This is a genomic window from Fontibacter flavus (assembly GCF_042432905.1).
Taxonomy (GTDB): domain Bacteria; phylum Bacteroidota; class Bacteroidia; order Cytophagales; family Cyclobacteriaceae; genus Fontibacter; species Fontibacter flavus.
Window position 1 is genome coordinate 32,725 of sequence record NZ_JBHLWI010000008.1, and the last position, 19,871, is coordinate 52,595.

Below are 19,871 nucleotides of genomic sequence, written 5' to 3' on the forward strand. Positions count from 1 at the left end.
TGCTTCTTGTGTCTAATATCTATTATAGAATCGAGCTTGCCTTTCTTTAGGTTGGAGCATGCAGATCGGATTTCGGAAATTTTCAGGCTACGTTATATCGTATCATTATAAAATCGTCAACACCACAAAGCCCAGCTCATCATCGATATTTTGAAATACCCAAAGTTTTCCATCCTTGGCAAAGTATTTCACATTTTCTCTGGACAATTCCGGGATATGGACCTCGGAGATCAGGTTAAATTCTTGGTCAAAAACAGACAAAAAGACCTTAACTTTATCAAGATCAGGCAAAAGAGCATGTTCGCTTGAACGGATATCAGAAAAGATTCTTGAAGCAGATAAGCGCATATATCGATTTTTTTCCCTATCCCAAACTGGCGGCCCAAATGTGACTTGTTCCAAAAGAAATTGGTATTTCTCTTTTATCTCTTCAAAAGAAGTAATACTTTTTGCATTCGGGTCTTTTGCCCTTTTGGGTGTTATAGCAGTTTCATATTGAGCGGTTTTATAAAAACTACCATCTGGATTAAAGAGATAAACTTCATTCGAAAACTGATGGCTAACTAGAATAAAATCATTCTCATATCCCAAAAACACCAAAGGATCCAAATAAAAATAGCCTGCCGGGTCATCAATCGCCAAAACAAAATCATGATAGGACTTTTCAGCATCTATTTCAACTCTGCTAACTTCATTTTCTTGTGCTGACAAAACATCTAAAAAAACATTCCTGCCATAATTGTCATAAGTTATTCCAAATACCCTAAGACCTCCTGATTTAATTGCCTTTTGTATCTTAGGGAAGTCACCAAAAGTTTCACCTTTTGAATCAACAGAATTTATCCAATCAATTCTTTTTATGCTTTTTCCATTCAGATCAAAAACCCCTGAATTATTGTAGGATTTAATAAAAACCAAACTATCCTGGACTAAATTTATAAAATTAACTATTTCACCTATTCCTTCAGATCCTTCAGCCTCAAAAAGAAATTTACGCACAATTTTAAGGCTATCTAAATCTATTAGATCAATAGAATGATCAAAGCGGTTAAACAAAAATAGGGAGCTATTCCCTTCATTTAAGTCTGATTTTAAAATATCATTACTTAAATCAAATATTTGTCCATTAGAATCAACAATTACCGTGTCCACCACATACTGCATTTTTCCAATAAACTCTTTACCATGCTCTTTTTGGCAGGAAAATGCAATGAATATTACTAGAAAAGCTATCAAATACTTCATGAGACTTTAATTGAGTTAATGAAGAAGCCAAATTAGATTTTGACTTCTTCTATTGTTGAAAGATATTAAAACTTTATACTTACGATCACCTCCTTACGCATGTGCCCGTAGGGCCACTACACTGATAAATATGGTCATCGCAGCATTTAATCATATCTTTTCCTCCACAAGCACCATAACTGCAACCAAATGAATTAACTCCCCCAGTAATCTTCCTCATCTGACTTCTTCCCAATACTTCATCGGAAGTAAGTCTTAACATTTCTAAACTTAACTTTTTCATTTTTATTTGATTTTATACACCACTACAAAGTGATGTTTGTTCAAATGGACAATAGCTGGAAAGGGGGCTTCCATGAGTTTATTGAAATTCAGCTTGGCTCCTATGGTCTTAAATCCCAAAGCCTCTGCTGCGTCGCTCAACTTAAGTAAGCTGCTACCTTCCCTTGTCGTTTCCGATATTTCCCGTATTTCCTTTAAAGATATTAACTTCCCATAGTGCTTGGCAATAATCCTCAAGCAGGTCGGACCGCAGTCTTTTGCATCGGGTTGTGTATAGAAGGGAAAGACTTTCAAATGATTATTAAGGTTTACAATTTAAAAACTTCAATCTTACCGTTTTAAGATAAATATTGTTTAGCTTCATGTTATTTCAATTTCACAATTCCTAATATAGGGTTTTGCTCTTCAATGGATTTGTCTTCGAATTCGTCATTTTTAATGTAATAAAAGAGGTCATTGTTTAAATCTAGAGGCCGCAATAACACTACATTTCCTTGACTGTCAATCAGACCACCTTTAAGGTTGTAGCCTTTCGACTCATTCTTATTGTACAAAAACATCATACGCTCCCAATCTTGGTCATATTCACACAAAATATAATTTGATGAGATATTCAAATTATTAATAAGAAGAGTTTGATACCCTTGTTCATTAAGTGATTGTGGCCTTTCAAAATCTAATTTAAGATAAGGTGTCAATATATTTGTATCTATCCGGTAAAGTGTATCGCGCAATAAATTCTCAGGAGTAAAAACTGGCTTGAAAAGGAAAAGCCCTTCTTCAATATTTGATATATAATATTTAACGGAGAATCCTCCAATGGTCAATTCTTCCATATAAATAGTACGGACTGGTATACTATCACTCACATCCAATGATTGATTAAGTCGAAATAATTTTGTTTGATTAGCATAACTGTTATTAACTTTGACTCCAATACGTTCAGATAAAATGAAAGGAACTTGGTCAATTACTGTAATATATTCTAATGGCATTGGAAGCCTTCTTTCTTCCAAAAGTTCATTTTCAGTTGAGTAAATGAGTAATTTATAACCTGAAGTAACAAAAATTCGGTTAGTAATTTCATCCACTTCCATTGAAACAACTTTTTGATATTCTCCAGGTCCGTCTCCCTGTTTCCCAATTCTTCCTATAAAATTTCCTTTCCTGTCAAAGACTGAAATCTGGTTTAATTCTGCCAGATAAATTCTATCTTCCAGTATTTTTACATCTTTTACAAAACTTAAAAGAACATCCTTTGTAGTTTCGAGGTGTATCTTCTCATGTAATTCAGCCAGTTCATCTACTGATATTTCAGGGCTTATGGCTAAAGGCACCTCAATATGAATGAGATTTGATTCTTTTATTGGTTTTTTACAAGAGAAACAGACCAATAAAAAGATATATAAATGTAAATATTTGACTGCTTTCATTATTTTATTTCTGGCACATAATGAATTAAACAACTTTTCAAAAGTATATATTGGTGTTTCTGGTGATTCGGTTTTTTATAGAAATCACCAACTTAAGTCTTGTACTTTTTTTATATTATAGGAAAAGGGCATCTGTATTGATGCCCTAATAGCGATTAGCGATTCAAAGCGAAAATTATGTTTGAGGTGCTGGACGACACCAACCACTTTGGTTCCCACAAACCTCTGTTGGATTAACATGGTCATCCCACAAAGTAAAAACAGGGCCTCCACCACATTGGCAGTGCCAAGCCGTACCCCCCGTAATCTTCTTCATCTGACTTCTTCCAAGTACTTCATCGGAAGTAAGTCTGAGCATTTCTAAACTTAACTTTTTCATGATATTAGATTTTATTGAATATTAACATCTCCGGGCATTATGGTCAGTCGAAGCTTCTGACCATTCATCGCGACTGAATATTTTTCATAGTTATTCCATCATTTTTTGTTTTTTTAAGAATTTATTTAAAATAAGTCTGGAAAAAGTTAGATGTCGATCACTATAAAACCAAGTTCATCTGCAAGATTTTCAAATACCCATAGTTTTCCGTCTTTGGAAAAATACTTGACAAATTCAGTTGTCAACTCAGGAACCAAAACCTCAGAAGTCAAATTAAAATCAGAATCAAAAACTGATAAATACACCTTAATTTCTTGGAGTTCTGAGTGCAATGTACCCTTTGCCTCTCCTTCTTTAAATATCCTTGTAGCAGATAACCGGAAATACCTCTTGTTCACACCATCCCATACAGGAGGGGCAAATGTTACTTGTTCCAAAAGTTTTTGATATTCTTCCTCTATCTGTTCAATTGTATGGAAACTCTTACCTTTTAAATCAGAAGCTCGATTTGGTGTCATACTGGGTTCACATTTTAGAGTTTTCAAATATTCCCCTTCGCCATTGAAAATAAATATTTCACTTGAATATTGGTGGCTAATGATGATTTGATCATTTTCAGAAGTCAAATAAACAATAGGATCCATAAAAGTGTAGTTTTGAGGGTCATCAATTTCCAATACGAAATTGTGGTAAGATTTTTCAGAATCGATATCAAATCGTTCAACTGAATTGTCTTTTACAGACAGAATATCCAAAAAAACTTCACGATTTTTATTTTCAAAACTTAACCCAAAAACCTTTAAATCATTTAAGCCTACTGCAATTTCTTTTTGAGGGATTTTTCCAAACTTCAAACCATTAGAATCAATTGAATTAGTCCAATTGATCTTGTAGATAAGTGTACCATTCTTATGAAACAAAGCTGATCTATTAAATGATTTAATAAAAAATAAACTATCTGATATTTCATAAATATCATTAACATACTCTCCTGTTCCATCAGGTCCATCAGAATCAAATGGATAATTATTGACAAACTCAAGGTTATCAAGATCTACTTCATCAATTAAATGTTTGAACTTGTTAAATAAAAAAATGGAACTTTTCCTTTCATTTAAGTCAGATTTGAAAATATTTGATTCCAAATCCAAAAGGCTCTCTTTGGAATCAATAATAACAGTGTCAACTGAATACAAATTATTAAAGTTGGCCTGTTTATTTAATTTGGTTTGACAGGAAACTGAAATAAATAAAATAGTTAAATAGGTAAAATACTTCATCTTTTTGTCAATTTATCTAAGAGGAAGCCATTCACCTTCTGGCTTCCTCAACATATTTATCTAATCATCCTATCTTTTTTGACAATATCCTCCTTTACACCAGTGTGTATGAGAATCACAACATACCGTTCCTGCAGGACATGCATTCCAACTACAACCACCAGAAGAACCATACCCACCCGTAATCTTCTTCATCTGACTTCTCTCTAAAACTTCGTCAGAAGTAAGTCTTAACATTTCTAAATTTAACTTTTTCATGATTTTTAGATTTTATTAAATATTACTTTCCTCGGACATTAAAGTCACCCGAAGCCTGTGACCATTCATCGCGATTGAATATTTTTTATCACAAAATGGTGTTTTTTATACCAGAATATATTTTAGATCATCTATACTGTAGGCTTTAGGTAACTCGTGTCCATTGATAAAGATGGTAGGTGTGTAGCTGATATTTTCCTGTTCGCACCAATTTAGCATGTCTTGAATGCGGGATTCCTGAGCTTTCAGTTCCCCGTTCATAGGGTATTTGGCTGCAAAGGCTTCATATTCCTTTTTCTCTGGCAGGTACCAATCGTCAAGTGCTTTTTGTATTTCCTCCTGACTTGCCTGAGCAGCTACTGCCATAATATGACTGATTGTTTTATACCTAATTGCATCTTCTCCGCCGGGATGAAATATGACCTGTAAGTTTATGTTTCCGGAAGCAAACAATTCTTCCAAAATAGGATGAGAATTAGCACATGGTCCGCAATAAGGATTGCATACTTTGAGTACATGATATTTGGCATTTTCCCCTTTAAGTAATATTCCCAATCCTTCTGGATTATTGGAAATACTTCTTGAACCCGATAAAAAATGTTCAAAGGTTTCACTATTGGAAAGAAATCTGGTCAGTTTGGTTTTTTGCTTTTGGAGTTCCTTTTTAGCTAGGAAATATGGCTTAAGACTCAGCCAAGCCACTACTGTCCCAATAAATAAGAAGGAAAACAATGTCAAATCTTGAAATTGTACGGAGCCGGTATTTACAAGAAAAATCTGACTAAGCAATATTTCTGCGAGCAGTACTGTCGAAATCCAAAGGCACAGCATGCACCACTTCTTGATTTTTGCCCATTGATAATAGATGGAAATGGGAATTATGAATACTCCGGACAGACTCAAATAGCCAAAAAACTGCAAACCTGATCCTGAAAATGAAGTCAAAAGCAAAAAGAGAACTCCAGAAAAGAAGTAGGCAAAAACTATGATGCTTAAACTTATCCCTCCTGGCAATGAAAAGGAAGAAATAACTGAGTTACAGTCTTTATTTTCCACTCCTGTACAAAAATCTTTTATTGCTTTATTGCCCTTATCAACTTCTGACCAAAGCAAAACAGTGGAAATGAACAATCCAATAGCTTTTATCAGGAAAAGGGACAAAATTACAAGAGCTTGGTTTGGGTTTGCGAAAATAGGCTGATAAAAAGCAATTAACCCAATGAGACTTATTAATCCTAGGGAAATACATAAAAAACGGAAGACGAAAGCATCCTGCTGTCTCGCCTTAAATCCAGGTTCACCTGATTTATCAGACTTTTCCAATAGCAAGGTCACACCAGTCCAGTTTTTGCCAAAATCCTCTTTTGAAGTGTTTTTAATTTTCCCCTTTTCATCCAGTTAGGATACGGTATCTATTTCCGATTTAGTAAGCACACTAAAAAAAGGATGTCCATTTTCTTGAATCTGTATTATACAGGGCAACGGAATTTGTTCTAACTTTTCTATAGTAAGGTTGAGTCCAAGGCTGTCCACCTTATATTGTTTCAAGGTATCTGAAATGGAAAGCAAGGATTCCTGTTCAGGATGGGATCCTACTATTTCTTCCAGGTAGCCCTTAGTAAAAGGAATATCCAGTAGCCGCAGAATTTTCTTTAAAATCAAAAACGAATTTTCCATAAAAACTTAGGTTAAAAACAGCTTCATCAGAAATAATCTCTTTCAAAAGATTAATTACGTTGGCTAACCTAAAAAATAAATTTTTAAATACCAAACCCATATTGCGTTATAACCTACTAATTTGAAGGCATTTAAATTATTTTAATAGCAATAAACCAAAGATAATTCTAAAAACTTCGTTTTACCCCCCTCCTCCAAACTAATTGATAAGTGAATTTGAAGTTTTCGGGATTTAAAACTTTTTTTATAGTTTTTGAAAAAATTCTGTATTCAGTTGTCCGAAGGTTGTACCTTTGGATAACATGGCTGCCTGCAGGTTTCGCCTTCGTACCCCTGGTAAAGGATTTTCAACTCCTTTCCAAAATAGGCCAAAGGCTTAAATACCAATGATACCAAGCCACATGCTCCGGATGGCCCGGAGCGGTAGTCGCGAATCCGCTGCATGATATCCCCAGTCATGCGGGTATCGAAATAGGAAATGGGCAGGTTCATCAATTTGATAAAAAAATCCGAAACAAGTGAAATATTAACCCGGGTCGTCAAGTGCAGCAAAATCCAGCTGCGGAGCACTTCCACGCTGATCCTCCCTAGAAAGAGCATGATCTGTGCAAAAAGGACCAGGTAGATAAAGTTAATATCTTGGTTTTGGATCCCCACATCCACAATACTCTGGGTAAGGAAAGGAAAAATCAACTGCAAGAGACTGCCTAACAGCAATCCGATGGCCAGCTGGGCTATCAGGTTTTTATAGTTGAAGAGGTATTTGAACAGGAAGCTGAGGGAACGCTTTTCCTTTTCCTCCCATTTCATTTTCCTGAATGTAGGGGTAGGTTCCAGCAGAAGGATGATGCCTTCTTTGGTATTTTCATCGGCATTGTTTCCTATATCTTGAAATAAATTCCTGCTTGGTATATTGAATTAAACCATAGGCAGGATCGGAAATATAGACCGTATCTTTCCTGATTTTATACACCACTACAAAGTGTTGCTTGTCCCAATGGACGATAAGGGGCAACGGTGCATGTTTGAGTTTCTCAAAACTCAGCTTGGCACCTATTGTTTTGAATCCCATGGCCTCTGCGGCATCACTCAGTTTCAATAAGCTGCTACCTTCCCTCGTCGTTTCCGATATCTCCCGGATTTCCTTTAATGATACCAGTTTGCCATAGTGCTTGGCTATGATGCGTAGGCAGGTGGGGCCACAGTCTTTAGCATCGGGTTGTTTATAGAATGGGAAGGATTTCATTGGGAAAAGGAAGTGAAATTCAAAAACTTCATTTTTAAACTTCTCTTATAAAAAGTAATACTTAACATCTATTTCAATTTTACAATGCCAATGATGGGGTTTTGCTCTTCAAATTCTTTAGATGCATATTTTGAATTTTTAACAAAATAAAAAACATTATGAGTAGTATCCAATGGACGCAACAGCACCCTATCTCCATCATCATCCAAAATTCCTAATTCAAAATTATATGCTCTTTCGTTTTTTTTATCAAAAATGAACATCATTATCTCATTTCCAGATTTAAAGTAATGAGAAGTGATATAATTGGAAGTATTTACGATGTTACAAATCCAATAAATTTTGTTTCCTTTTTCATCCTTATTAGGTTTAGGAAAGTTGAGTTTTGCAAATGGTTCCAACTTATTGTCAATATACTCAAACAGGGTATCACGAAGTATTGGTTCATTAGTTGTGACAGGAGTGTAAACAAATTTTTTCAAATTATAGCCGCTCCAATAGTGACGGTACCCTAATGTAGAAGCTGACCTTTTCTCTAAAAAAACCTTCCTTAGCATAAGGGTATCCAAAATATCCAATTCTGAATCCATGGTATATAATACTGTTTGATTAGAATATCCTCCATCTACTTTGATGTCATACATTTGGGTGATTGCTTTTAGATTTCCGTCAGAGTATTCTAAAAAATCGAAATTTGTTGGCAACTTTCTCTCCATCAAAAGTTCGTGATTTTCCGAAAAAACCATCACCTTTCCACCACTGCCCAAGAAAAAGTTTCCTGTTCTACTGTCCCATGCAAATCCTGTTAGAAACCTATATTCTCCTGGACCATCTCCCTTTTTTCCCAGATTTTTTATATACTTACCATCATCATCAAAAATCAAGACCCTCCCTGTTCCATCAACCACATATAACAAGCCTCCGAAAAAATATACTTCTGATATTCGGCTTATTAAAACTTCCGAATTTGTTTCCAGTTTGACAATCTTTATTGATTTCGAAAGCATATCCAATTTTAATTCGTTGTCTATATTTTGAGGGACCTCTATATATAGCATATTTGATGTATCGGACCTATTACAGGAAGTCAAAACCAGAACCACAAATGAGATACTGAGTACAATTAAAATTTTTTTCATAATTAAATTAATAAATCATTATTTTTGCACTTAGTAATTTTTAATTAATTGACATGATGTTTAAGGTAGGGTTTAGAATCCCAAACCCTACCTAAATCCTGCTATGCTCCGTTGCAGGTAACGTCAGGTTGAACGCAAACTACTTGAGCTACTTCTAGTGCCTCACTAGTATCATTGGCGGCTACTAAGAATTGGTCCCCTTGACCAGGACCACCTACATGTCCACAATAACATACCCATGATCCTCCACCTGCCCCCCCGGTAATCTTCTTCATCTGATTTCTCCCAAGTACTTCATCGGAAGTAAGCCTTAACATTTCCAATCTTAACTTTTTCATGATTTTTGATTTTATTAAATATTACTTTCCTCGGACATTAAAGTCACCCGAAGCCTGTGACCATTCATCGCGATTGAATATTTTTTATCACAAAATGGTGTTTTTTTATACCAGAATATATTTTAGATCTTCTATACTGTAAGCTTTAGGTAATTCATGCCCATTGATAAAGATTGTGGGTGTGTAACTGATATTTTCCTGTTCGCACCAATTTAGCATGTCTTGTATGCGGGATTCCTGAGCTTTCAGTTCCCCGTTCATAGGGTATTTGGCTGCAAAGGTTTCATACTCCTTCTTCTCAGGCAGGTACCAATCGTCAAGTGCTTTTTGTATTTCCTCCTGACTGGCTTGAGCAGCTACTGCCATAATATGACTGATTGTTTTATATTTAATTGTATCTCCTCCGCCGGGATGAAATACGACCTGTAAGTTTATGTTTCCGGTAGCAAATAATTCTTCCAAAATAGGATGTGAATTAGCACATGGTCCGCAATAAGGATTGCATACTTTGAGTACATGATATTTGGCATTTTCCCCTTTAAGTAATATTCCCAATCCTTCTGGATTATTGGAAATTCTTCTTGAACCCGATAAAAAATGATCTAAGGTTTCACTGTTGGAAAGAAATCTGGTCAGTTTGGTTTTTTGCTTTTGGAGTTCCTTTTTAGCCAGGAAATATGGCTTAAGACTCAGCCAAGCTATAACAGTTCCTATAAATAGAAAGGAAAACAAAGCCAATTCCTGAAATTGTACAGAGACTGTGTTCACCAGAAAAATCTAACTAAGCAGGATTACTGCGAGCAGTACTGCCGAGATCCAAAGGCACAGCACACACCACTTTTTAATTTTTGACCATTGGTTATAGATGGATATGGGAATTACAAATACTCCGGACAGACTCAAATAGCCAGGTAACTGCAAACCTGATACTGAAAATGAAGTCAAAAGCAAAAAGGAATTCTCCATAAAAACTAAAATTTCCAAAATACCTAATCATTCTACCAAGTGCTTCAAAATAATAAAGGCACATATGAACTTAAACATTAGATTTTGAAATTCCAAAAACACAAAACAATACAATCCTATGAAAATCAATAAATTGCATTATTCTAAGCTCATAGTTCAGAATTATATTTTAAAATCTTCGTTTTACCCCCCCCCTCTATTCAAATTAATTGGTAAGTAAATAGAAGATTTACAGAATTTTTGACTTTTTTCATAGATTTTATAAAAAAGTTAAAGTACAATTTTATAAAAATCACGTATTTGAATGTAAGTTCACTGAAAATATCCGAAACAAGTGAAATATTAATCCGGGTCGTCAAGTGCAGCAAAATCCAACTTCGGAGCACTTCCACGCTAATCCTGCCCAAAAACAGCATGATCTGTGCAAAAAGCACCAGATAGATAAAGTTGATGTCCTGGTTCTGGATCCCCACATCCACAATGCTCTGCGTCAAAAAGGGGAAGATCAACTGCAACAGACTGCCTACCAACAACCCGATCGCCAACTGGGCAATCAGGTTTTTATAATTGAAGAGGTATTTGAACAGGAAGCTGAGGGAACGTTTTTCTTTTTCCTCCCATTTCATTTTTCTGAAGGTAGGGGTAGGTTCAAGCAGGAGCGTAATACCTTCTTTGGTATGCTCATCGGCATTGTTGCCGATCCATCGTGAAATAAATTCTTTTTTAGAATACTGGATCAGACCATAAGCTGGATCTGAGATATAGACAATATCTTTTCTGATTTTATACACCACTACAAAGTGATGTTTGTTCCAGTGGACAATAACTGGAAGGGGGGCTTCACTAAGTTTATTAAAATTCAATTTTGCCCCTATGGACTTAAGTCCCATAGCCTCTGCTGCATCACTGAGTTTCAATAAGCTACTTCCTTCCCTCGTAGTTTCGGATATTTCTCTGATTTCTTTGAGGGAAATCAGCTTGCCATAGTGCTTGGCTATGATGCGCAAGCAGGTGGGACCACAGTCTTTAAAGTCGGGTTGTTTGTAAAAGGGGAAGGTGGTTTTCAAAATAATCCGTTCTTTTTAAGAAATGTTTTCCATAAAAATTATTTTAAAAACACTCTGTAACGATAATAAACATTATAATCCAATTCGTTTTCTGAAGAACGCTTTACGTATAAAATATCATTTGAATCCATAAAGTGTACTGAACCAGAAATTGGAAGTTCTGAAATTGCACCCTGAATTCCGTTTTTATCGATTAGGATATATTTTACTTTTCGGTAATTCTCCAATGTAGACCAGTATTCCGGATCACTATGAAACTCCTCACCTTTTGCTCGAAAAGTATCATAAATTTCTTGGGGTAATTCTGTGTGAAATTCTGCTAAAAAGTAATTGCCTCCACTGAATAATTGTGTAAAAAATGGATATAATACATAGTCATTTTTGGGATCGAAGGGAAAATCAACTTTTCTTTCAGGATGAATAAGCGATATTTGGAAAAGGGGAGAAATGCCTGCATCTTTCAATTCATAAAAAAACAGCTCATTGCCAACACTTGGGAGTACTGCTACTCTATTATCACTTTTCGAAACCTGCAAATAGGAAGAAACCCTCCCCGCCCATTTCTCTTCAAGTCTTGGACTCCACGTTTTTGGATATAAATTAATTGTTTTTAATTCTTCAGTATCCCTATAATAGATATATCCAATATCAGCATTTTCATAAAAGCTCCAATTCTCGGATTTTTCGTCTAAAAATAGATCTGGAATCATATTTAAATCCTGACCGATAATAAAGGTTTTGCCATCATTTTCAAGGACTGAAAAACTCCTGTGTGAATTGTAAATGGTAAGAAAATTTAGCCCTTTTGTTAGTGCTGGACTTTGGGCTATTTTTTTAAAGTTCCCATCGAAAAAATTAAACTTATGCTCTGGAGACATTTCCTTGATTACTATTCCTTCTTGCCAAAAAGCCACTTCCAAAGGAATTTCTACCTTATTAGGACCTTCTCCCTTTGGTTCAAACCGTGAAATAATATTTCCCTTAAGATCTGTAATCAATAATTCCTCCATTTGCCTCTCATTGAAAAGGAGATGCTGCGTTTGTTCATTTTTGTCAGCAAGATATAGTTCAACCAGTGATTCAATCCTAAGAGAATCCAAAAACTCAAATTCAACTTCTCCTTCATTTGAAATCAGTTCAATTTTTTTTTGTCCTGTGGTGCAGGCAAACTGTATGAAAATAATTATTAAGAACAATGAATTCTTGAAAATCATATAATTCTATTTTAGGGGAACAATTCAGAAAATATCTATTTACATTTTTAATATTAAAGATCACAAAACTGTACTAGTATGAATTCATCGCACAGTTTTGTGATTTACTTTTTAACAAGATGTTAAAGATCCAACAGAACACCTGCAATCAGATTTACAGGTAACACAAGCGCTACAGCTTGAACCAACGCAGCATTTGAAGTTTCCGTACCCCCCAGTAATCTTCTTCATCTGACTTCTTTCCAATACTTCATCAGAAGTAAGTCTGAGCATTTCTAAACTTAACTTTTTCATGATAATAGATTTTAATGAATATTAACATCTCCAGGCATTAAGGTCAGCCGAAGACTCTGACCATTCATCGCGATTGAATATTTTTTACACCCACAACTAATCATTTAAAATATGTAATTCTTAAAAATATTAGTGGTTAAATGATTTCAATTCAAATATTTTCCCCCAATAAAAGTCTCTTTCAATTTCATTTTCAAAAACGAAAAGAAATTTATTGTTTCCCAAATAAGATACCTTTTTCCAAAATGAAGGATGACCATTGTGCTCTGGTAAAACTACTTGACTCCCATTTCTAGAAGAAAAATCATAATAATAACCGTAAAACAAGGGATCAGGGGCTTCAATGGCATCAGCTTCACTGTCATTCATTCTTATATTTTTACCTTGATTGTAAACAAAGAAAATCCGCTCATTATCCAAAGATATAACATCATTGATGTGGCTATTTATATCACTTGCTTTATTAAAATGCCGATAGTTATCAATTGTCATAGATTTGTAATCCAATCCAATAGGCTCTTTAAATCCTGGGACATCGAATTTTATTTTCTCTATTGGATACTTTGATTCTCCAATACTGTACGTATAAATGATCGGCGTCAAATTGAAAAAAAGATTCACATTCCCGCCATCCACAAAAGTCTTTGGTGAATAACTGTTATACTTAAAATCAGAGAAAAAAACACTCATAGTGTCTAAGTGACCGAACTCAGTTATTTCAAATTGATTTGTTATTTGAGAGTATTCATATTGAAGCCAAATTGGCACAGAATCAAGAACAGCCCGATGATCTGGTCTTCTGGAAAGGCCGTCTAGGTAAATATTCGGAACGATAAATTTATTTTCCCCAACAAAGTCCAGTTCATTAGAAGGCATTCCTCCCCTTAGGCTTTTGTTTGGGTCATTAAAGGGGATACTCTTCACCCATTCACCCTGATAACTGAAATAAGATAGCTTTTTATTATCCATGAAAATCAAGTGTCCGTTGTTTATCGTAACGAATGACAGATTCCGGGTATAATCTTTAGGCCCCTCTCCCTGATGATTAAATGAGTTCTGAAGCCTACCCTTTGAATCAAGAACATGGAAAGTCTGATCAAGATAGCTATAAGCTAAAAGTTTACCATCAATAACTTTGGGGAATACCAAGCCAAACTCGTAGGGTATCTCAATTTTTACAGAATCCACAAGCTCAAGATAGAAACCTAAATCCTTAATTTCGGAATTTTCATTCCGGTTACATGAAGTGAAAAAAAAGGAATTAATTGAAATAAAGATTGTTATTAATAAAAAACAGACACTAGGACTATTCAATCTCTTCAAAACTGATCTCAGGAATTTGTTGTATGATAAGAACATCATAATTGATTTCAATTCTACATAAAAACTTAGGTTAAAAACAGCTTCATCAGAAATAATCTCTTTCAAAAGATCACTTACGTTGTTCAACTTAAAAAATAAATATTAAAATTCGTAATCCAGCTTGGCTTACCACCCTTTATTTAACAATCAATGTCATTCGTACTGTTTTGCGTTCATTATATTTCTCTTGTCTTATTTTTAGCCAATTTTTGAAAAAGAGGCTTCGGCTATTCCAACATCATGATCTACAAAGCATGCCTGATTTCGTATGCCCAACTCGGCAATAGTGGTTTTGAATTGGAGATATGATACTTTCTTGACACTAAAATCCATAATTTTAGGCAAATTCATGAACCCAACTTCAAATTTTTAGCTAAATCCATGAAGTTATATTCAAATACAACCCCCATACCAAATCCAAATTCCCTAAGATATTTCAGGAAACCTATCCGGAATCAGCGTTCAAAGTCATAAGTCCAGAGAATTTTTATGAATTGGCGGGCTTGGGATCATAAATCAAATTACAGCAATTAACGCCATTTAATTTCCATCAGCAACTTATTCCTTGAGACGGATCTAATATCCATAAATATCCATTTCGCCTTGGCGGATCTAACATAACCAAATATCTCTTTCAACCCCTATATTCCCCTCCCCCAAAATTCATCTTGCCCACTTTTGTAAATACCCTTATCTTAAGAAATTCAAAAATTACATCTATGAAGAAAATATACACCTTACTCTTCGGGCTGTTGATGACCTGGAATGTCTTCGCCCAACAAAGCCCGGAAGCATTTCTAGGCTATAAAATGGGGGAAAGATTCACTCCTCATCACCGTGTAGTAGCCTATTTTGAACACCTTGCGGCAACCATGCCCAATGTCAAGTTGGTCTATTACGGCGAGACTTATGAGCATAGACCTTTGTTCATTGCCATAGCCTCCAGTGAAGAAAATATGCGCAACCTGGACAACCTGAGAACGGACAACCTCCGCAGAACAGGACTGGTTGAAGGCACTCCTTCCACTCAGGTTACTTTTAACTGGATGCAGTATAACGTGCACGGCAATGAAGCCGTTGGTGCTGAAGCTGCCATGATGACCTTCTGGCAAATGGTGGATCCTTCCAACACTACCTCCAAGGAATGGCTGAAAAACCAGGTGCTGATCATGGACCCCTGTGCCAATCCAGACGGAAAAGACCGCTATACCATGTGGTACAATCAGAAACAGAACAACAGACTTCAGCCAGACCCACAGTCTGTGGAGCACTTTGAGCCATGGCCAGGAGGAAGACCTAACCACTATATGCTGGACCTGAACAGGGACTGGGCTTGGCAGACACAAAAAGAAACTGAACAAAGAATCAAACTTTACCATGACTGGATGCCGCATTTATTTGTGGATTTTCATGAGCAGGGCATCAATGACCCATTTTACTTCGCGCCAGCCGCGCAGCCTTTGCATGAGCAGCTTTCTCCATTCCAATTGGAGTTCCAGACTTTATATGGGAAAAACACCGCCGCCAAATTTGATGCAAATGGCTGGTTTTACTTCACCAAAGAGCGCTTTGACCTGCTGTACCCAGCTTATGGGGATACTTGGCCTACCTACAACGGCGCCATCGGTATGACCATCGAAAAAGGTGGCTCCGGCCGTGCAGGCCTCGGTATGCTCAATGCCCTGGGTGACACCGTTACCTTGGCTGAAAGGATTGCCCATACGCATGTGGCAGGTATTTCCGCAGTGGAAATGGCTGCCAAGCATGCTCAGAAACTCGCCGATGAGTTTGGCAATTATTTCAAAAACAACAGTACCAACCCAAGGGCCAAATACAAGAGCTTTGTCATCAAAGGAGAACAAAACCCGGAAAGGGTAAAAGCGCTTCTGAATCTTTTGGATAAAAATGGCATCCAATATGGCTTCGCAGGAAACAGATCAGGTTTGAGAGGATTGGATTACTCGAGTGGAAAATCAACCACCTTCTCTACTACCGACAAGGATATCATCGTCAATGCTTACCAGCCAAAGTCTGTCTTGACACAGGTTTTGTTTGAGCCAGAGGCTACACTACAGGATAGCATTACCTATGACATCACGAGCTGGGCATTGCCTTATTCCTATGGCGTGCAGGCTTATGCATTGGAAACCCGATTGGATGCTGCCAAAAAATATGAAAAGTCAGCTTTCACCGCCAATGCCGTGAGCGGCAAACCACTGGCCTATCTGGCACCTTGGAATGCTACCAAACACGCCAAGTTCCTGTCTGCTCTTTTGAATGAAGGTATCCGTGTCAGATTTGCGGAATATGCTTTCGAAATTGAAGGAAAGAGCTATCCTGCCGGAACCCTGATCATACACAGAAATGGCAATCAGTATGTAGCCAACTATGATCAGAAAGTGGTGGATGCTGCCAACAAATTTGAAATTAGCCTGAACACCAGCAATTCAGCATTTGTCGACAAAGGAAAAGACTTCGGATCTCCTGATGTCAAGGCAATTGTAAAACCAAATGTGGCTATTTTGGGCGGTAATGGAACATCATCCCTGAATTTCGGTGAACTTTGGTATTTCTTCGAGCAGGAACTCGATTATCCTGTCAGCATCCTTGAGGCAGATAACCTGGGCAGATTTGACCTTTCCAAGTACCATGTCATCTTACTTCCATCCAGCTGGGGAACTTACCTCAATGAAAACAATATGAAGAAAGTGATGGATTGGGTAAGAAATGGCGGTAAACTGATCGCTATCGAAAATGCCCTGAATGCTTTTGCAGATAAAAATGGATTTGACCTGAGCCGATATGATACGGAAGAGGAGAAAAAGGCTGCCGAGAAAGAGCAGAAAGAAATCCAAAATGTAGAAAGACTGGAACCGTATCAGGAAAGAGAGCGTCTGGCCATTTCCAATACAGCGGCAGGTGCCATCTACGAAGTGAGAATGGATGAAACCCATCCACTGTCTTATGGTATGGGAGGCAAATTTTATACCCTGAAAAATAACGGTTCAAGGTTCTCTTACCTAACCAATGGTGTCAACGCAGGTATTATCCCTGGCAATGATGCCTACAGATTTGGCTACATCGGCAACAAAATCAAGCCAAAGATGGCGAAATCCATGGTGTACGGCGTGGAATCCCAGGGAAGGGGACAGATCGTCTACATGGTGGACAACCCTATGTTCCGTTCCTTCTGGGAAAGCGGCAAGCTGTTGATGGCAAATGCTGTTTTCTTTGTAGGACAATAGGAGAGGCGAGAGTTTAGAAACGAGAGTTTAGAGACAAGAAGCTAGACCCGATCTGTGTAAAAATGGAGATTTTGTACCAAGTACGAAGTACCATGTACCAAGAAAAAGTTCGAGTAAATTACAAGCAAGCTTGCCTAACTTTTGGTAGGAGGTGAGAGTTTAGCGTCAAGAAACAAGACTCTGGTAGGAGTCTAATACCGACAGGTTATTTGCCCCGAGTTGCCACTCGGGTCTTGAAGAGAGTAATTGACCCGGTCCTCCCAACTCCGATAGGAGTTCAATGAATGACTTGAATACTGATTTTCCGAAAACAAAGATAAAATTTAAAATTGAAAACAAATACCCGATAATTCTACTAGTCTACTAGTAAGATTATCGGGTATTTTATCTATTGGACTAGTAAAATTATCGGATTTTATCTCTAAGCGAGCAACCAAAAAACTACACTTGACAGATTTATTCATACCTCCTCTGTAAGCCTAGTGAACGTGGTTATCGAATTTAAAAGAGGAAGAAAAAAAGTATGTCTGTGGAAATCACAAAACAAGATCAGCTTAAAAGTCCAAGCTTCTTTTTCACTTCAAAAATTTATTTTTATAATGTCAGCCTGCTCAAATGACCTCAAACTTAAGGGCGATAAACACCTTCAACTTAATTTTTAATCTCAAAAAAAGTGTTCTGCAAGAAATAGAAAAAGAAACCTCCATCAGCAGGCCCGAGTCTATCGTAGAAGCCATTTTCACCCAACCCTACACCAAGGTAAAGGCAAAAAACATATGGTTTATTTGGAAATAAGAATTTCACCAAAGTAGTTTTTCCCAGAATTACTGACAAAAGAGATGGATTGACTATCGGGAGACCAGGAGGGCACATTGATAGTTCCCTGTCCTCCATATAAATAAGCAATAACTCTTGGTGCCCCTCCGGAAGTTGGCATTAATTTTAACTCCACCCGCTTATAAGAGGGATGGCTGTTCCTTGGAATATCCTCGGGAAAAGCAATATAGGCTATCCATTTCCCATCCGGTGAAATATGGGGAAACCAATTATTATATTGGTCAAAAGTCAATTGCTCGGGATCTGAACCATCAGGTTTCATTCTCCAAATCTGCATTGTCCCGGATGCACTGCCATTATAATAAATATACTTTTCATCGGGAGAATATTCGCATCCATCTACATGTTCCCATGGTTTGGTTGAAGTAAGCGCAATTTCTTCGCCCCCATGAATATTCTTCTTATAAATATCATAGGATTGTTTTTCTCCCCTCTGTCCAACATAGAGAACTTCTTCATTGTTAGGCGCCCAGCCATGCCAGTAAGACGGTGTTTCTTCAGTTACCAATTTGGGTTCTCCTCCTTCCAAGGGGAGTACATACACCGTAGAGCCCCAACCTGGATATCCCTCTCTTTGATGACTTATGGCCAATAATTTCCCATCAAAAGAAATCCCATGATCATTGTTATTTTTATCTGCAAATCCAGTATTGAGCTTTTCAAGATTACCCCCTTCTACAGGAATGGTGTACAAAGAACCATCCATATTGATCAATAACTTTCTGCCGTCAGGCATCCAGTTTGGAGCCTCAAATCTCCCGTCTTTTTCATAGATAACCTTTCTTAGCCCGGTAAAAACATTCATGGTTTCCAGACGACAACCCAAATATCCTTCCCTTCCGGGATTGTAATTTTCCCCTACGGGCCTGTCCAACCGAACATTCCAAACTTTTGCCTGTTCCGAAACATTCTCGTTATGGGAACTGATAAAAATTCCTCCTAAGACACTTCCTTTCAATGCTGACATTTTGTGCGAACCGATTACCTGAAGTGGCTCACCCGAATGTGCCGCCCTCATGATAAACTCGTTTCCGGAACGTTCCAATTGTAAAATGGAATAATGGCTCTTCGGGGGAAAAATCTCATCTTCCGGGTCTCTCATAAAGGCCCCTTTTAACTCTCTCCATTGCAGGACCGTCAATCCATCTCCATGTAAGGTTGCCGTAATATGGGCAGCATTGTCATCTTCTGATTCTCTGATCATCAAACCTACTTTTCGGTGGGGATCAGCACCATCGCCCACAAACTCAAAATTGGCCGTTAAGATGAAATCTCCTTCAATTTTTTCAAAAGCATAGTGAAACTCATCCCTTTCAAACCAGATGTTATATCCTGCTCCCTTGAGATGGTAGGACTGAGTTTGTGAATCAAATACCGTTTCACCTTTGAGTTTGGGCATACCTATATCTTTTACATGACTGAATATTCCAACTTTTGTTCCTTGTGCAAAGGCAAATTGAACAAGAAAAAAGCCAATTAGGGCAATTAAGTATTTCATTGTTTTGGTGTTTAAATAAGAATTATATCAAAAAATCGGGTGCTTCTCATCATTTCATGATGGTTGAAAAATTTAGGAAAAAAAATCCACATTTTGGGCAAATCCCATGTT

General features: G+C 37.0%; 18 protein-coding genes. 1 reads left to right on the forward strand and 17 read right to left on the reverse strand.

Going from position 1 to position 19,871, the window contains the following annotated elements:
* Positions 1-105: 105 nt before the first annotated feature.
* The 16 genes from ACFFIP_RS04265 to ACFFIP_RS04340 form a co-directional block, all read right to left on the reverse strand.
* Complete coding sequence (locus ACFFIP_RS04265; RefSeq protein ID WP_382386328.1) at positions 106-1,245, reverse strand: DUF4221 family protein; 1,140 nt, start codon at positions 1,243-1,245, stop codon at positions 106-108.
* 285 nt (positions 1,246-1,530) lie between these two features.
* On the reverse strand, positions 1,531-1,821 hold the full coding sequence (locus ACFFIP_RS04270; protein ID WP_382386329.1) for a cysteine peptidase family C39 domain-containing protein: 291 nt from the start codon (positions 1,819-1,821) through the stop codon (positions 1,531-1,533).
* 71 nt (positions 1,822-1,892) lie between these two features.
* Positions 1,893-2,960 carry a DUF4934 domain-containing protein gene (locus ACFFIP_RS04275; protein WP_382386330.1) on the reverse strand — a complete coding sequence of 356 codons (1,068 nt, stop codon included), beginning with the start codon at positions 2,958-2,960 and terminating at the stop codon, positions 1,893-1,895.
* Positions 2,961-3,135: 175 nt separating this feature from the next.
* Positions 3,136-3,339, reverse strand: a complete 204-nt coding sequence (locus ACFFIP_RS04280) for a hypothetical protein (protein ID WP_382386331.1) — start codon at positions 3,337-3,339, stop codon at positions 3,136-3,138.
* A 146-nt stretch (positions 3,340-3,485) separates the two neighbouring features.
* Positions 3,486-4,619, reverse strand: a complete 1,134-nt coding sequence (locus tag ACFFIP_RS04285; RefSeq protein WP_382386332.1) for a DUF4221 family protein — start codon at positions 4,617-4,619, stop codon at positions 3,486-3,488.
* Between the two features lie 69 nt (positions 4,620-4,688).
* Positions 4,689-4,877: a hypothetical protein gene (locus ACFFIP_RS04290; RefSeq protein WP_382386333.1), complete on the reverse strand. Its 189-nt coding sequence runs from the start codon at positions 4,875-4,877 to the stop codon at positions 4,689-4,691.
* Positions 4,878-4,982: 105 nt separating this feature from the next.
* Complete coding sequence (locus tag ACFFIP_RS04295) at positions 4,983-6,212, reverse strand: vitamin K epoxide reductase family protein (RefSeq protein ID WP_382386334.1); 1,230 nt, start codon at positions 6,210-6,212, stop codon at positions 4,983-4,985.
* A 63-nt stretch (positions 6,213-6,275) separates the two neighbouring features.
* Entirely contained in the window at positions 6,276-6,554 is a 279-nt protein-coding gene (locus ACFFIP_RS04300) for a cysteine peptidase family C39 domain-containing protein (protein ID WP_382386335.1), read from the reverse strand.
* A gap of 270 nt (positions 6,555-6,824) precedes the next feature.
* On the reverse strand, positions 6,825-7,364 hold the full coding sequence (locus tag ACFFIP_RS04305) for an ABC transporter transmembrane domain-containing protein (protein WP_382386336.1): 540 nt from the start codon (positions 7,362-7,364) through the stop codon (positions 6,825-6,827).
* Between the two features lie 55 nt (positions 7,365-7,419).
* Complete coding sequence (locus tag ACFFIP_RS04310) at positions 7,420-7,800, reverse strand: cysteine peptidase family C39 domain-containing protein (protein ID WP_382386337.1); 381 nt, start codon at positions 7,798-7,800, stop codon at positions 7,420-7,422.
* A gap of 68 nt (positions 7,801-7,868) precedes the next feature.
* The gene (locus tag ACFFIP_RS04315) at positions 7,869-8,939 is read right to left on the reverse strand and encodes a DUF4934 domain-containing protein (protein ID WP_382386338.1); all 1,071 of its coding nucleotides are present in this window, start codon (positions 8,937-8,939) and stop codon (positions 7,869-7,871) included.
* A gap of 101 nt (positions 8,940-9,040) precedes the next feature.
* Complete coding sequence (locus tag ACFFIP_RS04320; protein WP_382386339.1) at positions 9,041-9,277, reverse strand: hypothetical protein; 237 nt, start codon at positions 9,275-9,277, stop codon at positions 9,041-9,043.
* A 105-nt stretch (positions 9,278-9,382) separates the two neighbouring features.
* Positions 9,383-10,045: a DsbA family protein gene (locus ACFFIP_RS04325; protein WP_382386340.1), complete on the reverse strand. Its 663-nt coding sequence runs from the start codon at positions 10,043-10,045 to the stop codon at positions 9,383-9,385.
* 398 nt (positions 10,046-10,443) lie between these two features.
* Entirely contained in the window at positions 10,444-11,310 is an 867-nt protein-coding gene (locus ACFFIP_RS04330; RefSeq protein ID WP_382386341.1) for a cysteine peptidase family C39 domain-containing protein, read from the reverse strand.
* 38 nt (positions 11,311-11,348) lie between these two features.
* Positions 11,349-12,320, reverse strand: a complete 972-nt coding sequence (locus ACFFIP_RS04335) for a hypothetical protein (RefSeq protein ID WP_382386342.1) — start codon at positions 12,318-12,320, stop codon at positions 11,349-11,351.
* 627 nt (positions 12,321-12,947) lie between these two features.
* Positions 12,948-14,006 carry a hypothetical protein gene (locus ACFFIP_RS04340; RefSeq protein ID WP_382386343.1) on the reverse strand — a complete coding sequence of 353 codons (1,059 nt, stop codon included), beginning with the start codon at positions 14,004-14,006 and terminating at the stop codon, positions 12,948-12,950.
* A gap of 893 nt (positions 14,007-14,899) precedes the next feature.
* Here ACFFIP_RS04340 and ACFFIP_RS04345 point away from each other — a divergent pair.
* Complete coding sequence (locus tag ACFFIP_RS04345) at positions 14,900-17,425, forward strand: M14 family metallopeptidase (RefSeq protein WP_382386344.1); 2,526 nt, start codon at positions 14,900-14,902, stop codon at positions 17,423-17,425.
* Positions 17,426-18,206: 781 nt separating this feature from the next.
* Here ACFFIP_RS04345 and ACFFIP_RS04350 read toward each other — a convergent pair.
* Positions 18,207-19,760 (reverse strand): TolB family protein, encoded by a 1,554-nt coding sequence (locus ACFFIP_RS04350; protein ID WP_382386345.1) that lies wholly within the window; start codon positions 19,758-19,760, stop codon positions 18,207-18,209.
* Between the last annotated feature and the right edge of the window lie 111 nt (positions 19,761-19,871).

What these genes read in the sequence shown, in the direction of transcription:
- ACFFIP_RS04265 (WP_382386328.1), bottom strand. Translation starts at nt 1,245, where the DNA reads ATGAAGTATTTGATAGCTTTTCTAGTAATATTCATTGCATTTTCCTGC.
- ACFFIP_RS04275 (WP_382386330.1), bottom strand. Translation starts at nt 2,960, where the DNA reads ATGAAAGCAGTCAAATATTTACATTTATATATCTTTTTATTGGTCTGT.
- ACFFIP_RS04280 (WP_382386331.1), bottom strand. Translation starts at nt 3,339, where the DNA reads ATGAAAAAGTTAAGTTTAGAAATGCTCAGACTTACTTCCGATGAAGTA.
- ACFFIP_RS04285 (WP_382386332.1), bottom strand. Translation starts at nt 4,619, where the DNA reads ATGAAGTATTTTACCTATTTAACTATTTTATTTATTTCAGTTTCCTGT.
- ACFFIP_RS04290 (WP_382386333.1), bottom strand. Translation starts at nt 4,877, where the DNA reads ATGAAAAAGTTAAATTTAGAAATGTTAAGACTTACTTCTGACGAAGTT.
- ACFFIP_RS04300 (WP_382386335.1), bottom strand. Translation starts at nt 6,554, where the DNA reads ATGGAAAATTCGTTTTTGATTTTAAAGAAAATTCTGCGGCTACTGGAT.
- ACFFIP_RS04305 (WP_382386336.1), bottom strand. Translation starts at nt 7,364, where the DNA reads ATGAAATGGGAGGAAAAGGAAAAGCGTTCCCTCAGCTTCCTGTTCAAA.
- ACFFIP_RS04310 (WP_382386337.1), bottom strand. Translation starts at nt 7,800, where the DNA reads ATGAAATCCTTCCCATTCTATAAACAACCCGATGCTAAAGACTGTGGC.
- ACFFIP_RS04315 (WP_382386338.1), bottom strand. Translation starts at nt 8,939, where the DNA reads ATGAAAAAAATTTTAATTGTACTCAGTATCTCATTTGTGGTTCTGGTT.
- ACFFIP_RS04320 (WP_382386339.1), bottom strand. Translation starts at nt 9,277, where the DNA reads ATGAAAAAGTTAAGATTGGAAATGTTAAGGCTTACTTCCGATGAAGTA.
- ACFFIP_RS04335 (WP_382386342.1), bottom strand. Translation starts at nt 12,320, where the DNA reads ATGGAGGAATTATTGATTACAGATCTTAAGGGAAATATTATTTCACGG.
- ACFFIP_RS04345 (WP_382386344.1), top strand. Translation starts at nt 14,900, where the DNA reads ATGAAGAAAATATACACCTTACTCTTCGGGCTGTTGATGACCTGGAAT.
- ACFFIP_RS04350 (WP_382386345.1), bottom strand. Translation starts at nt 19,760, where the DNA reads ATGAAATACTTAATTGCCCTAATTGGCTTTTTTCTTGTTCAATTTGCC.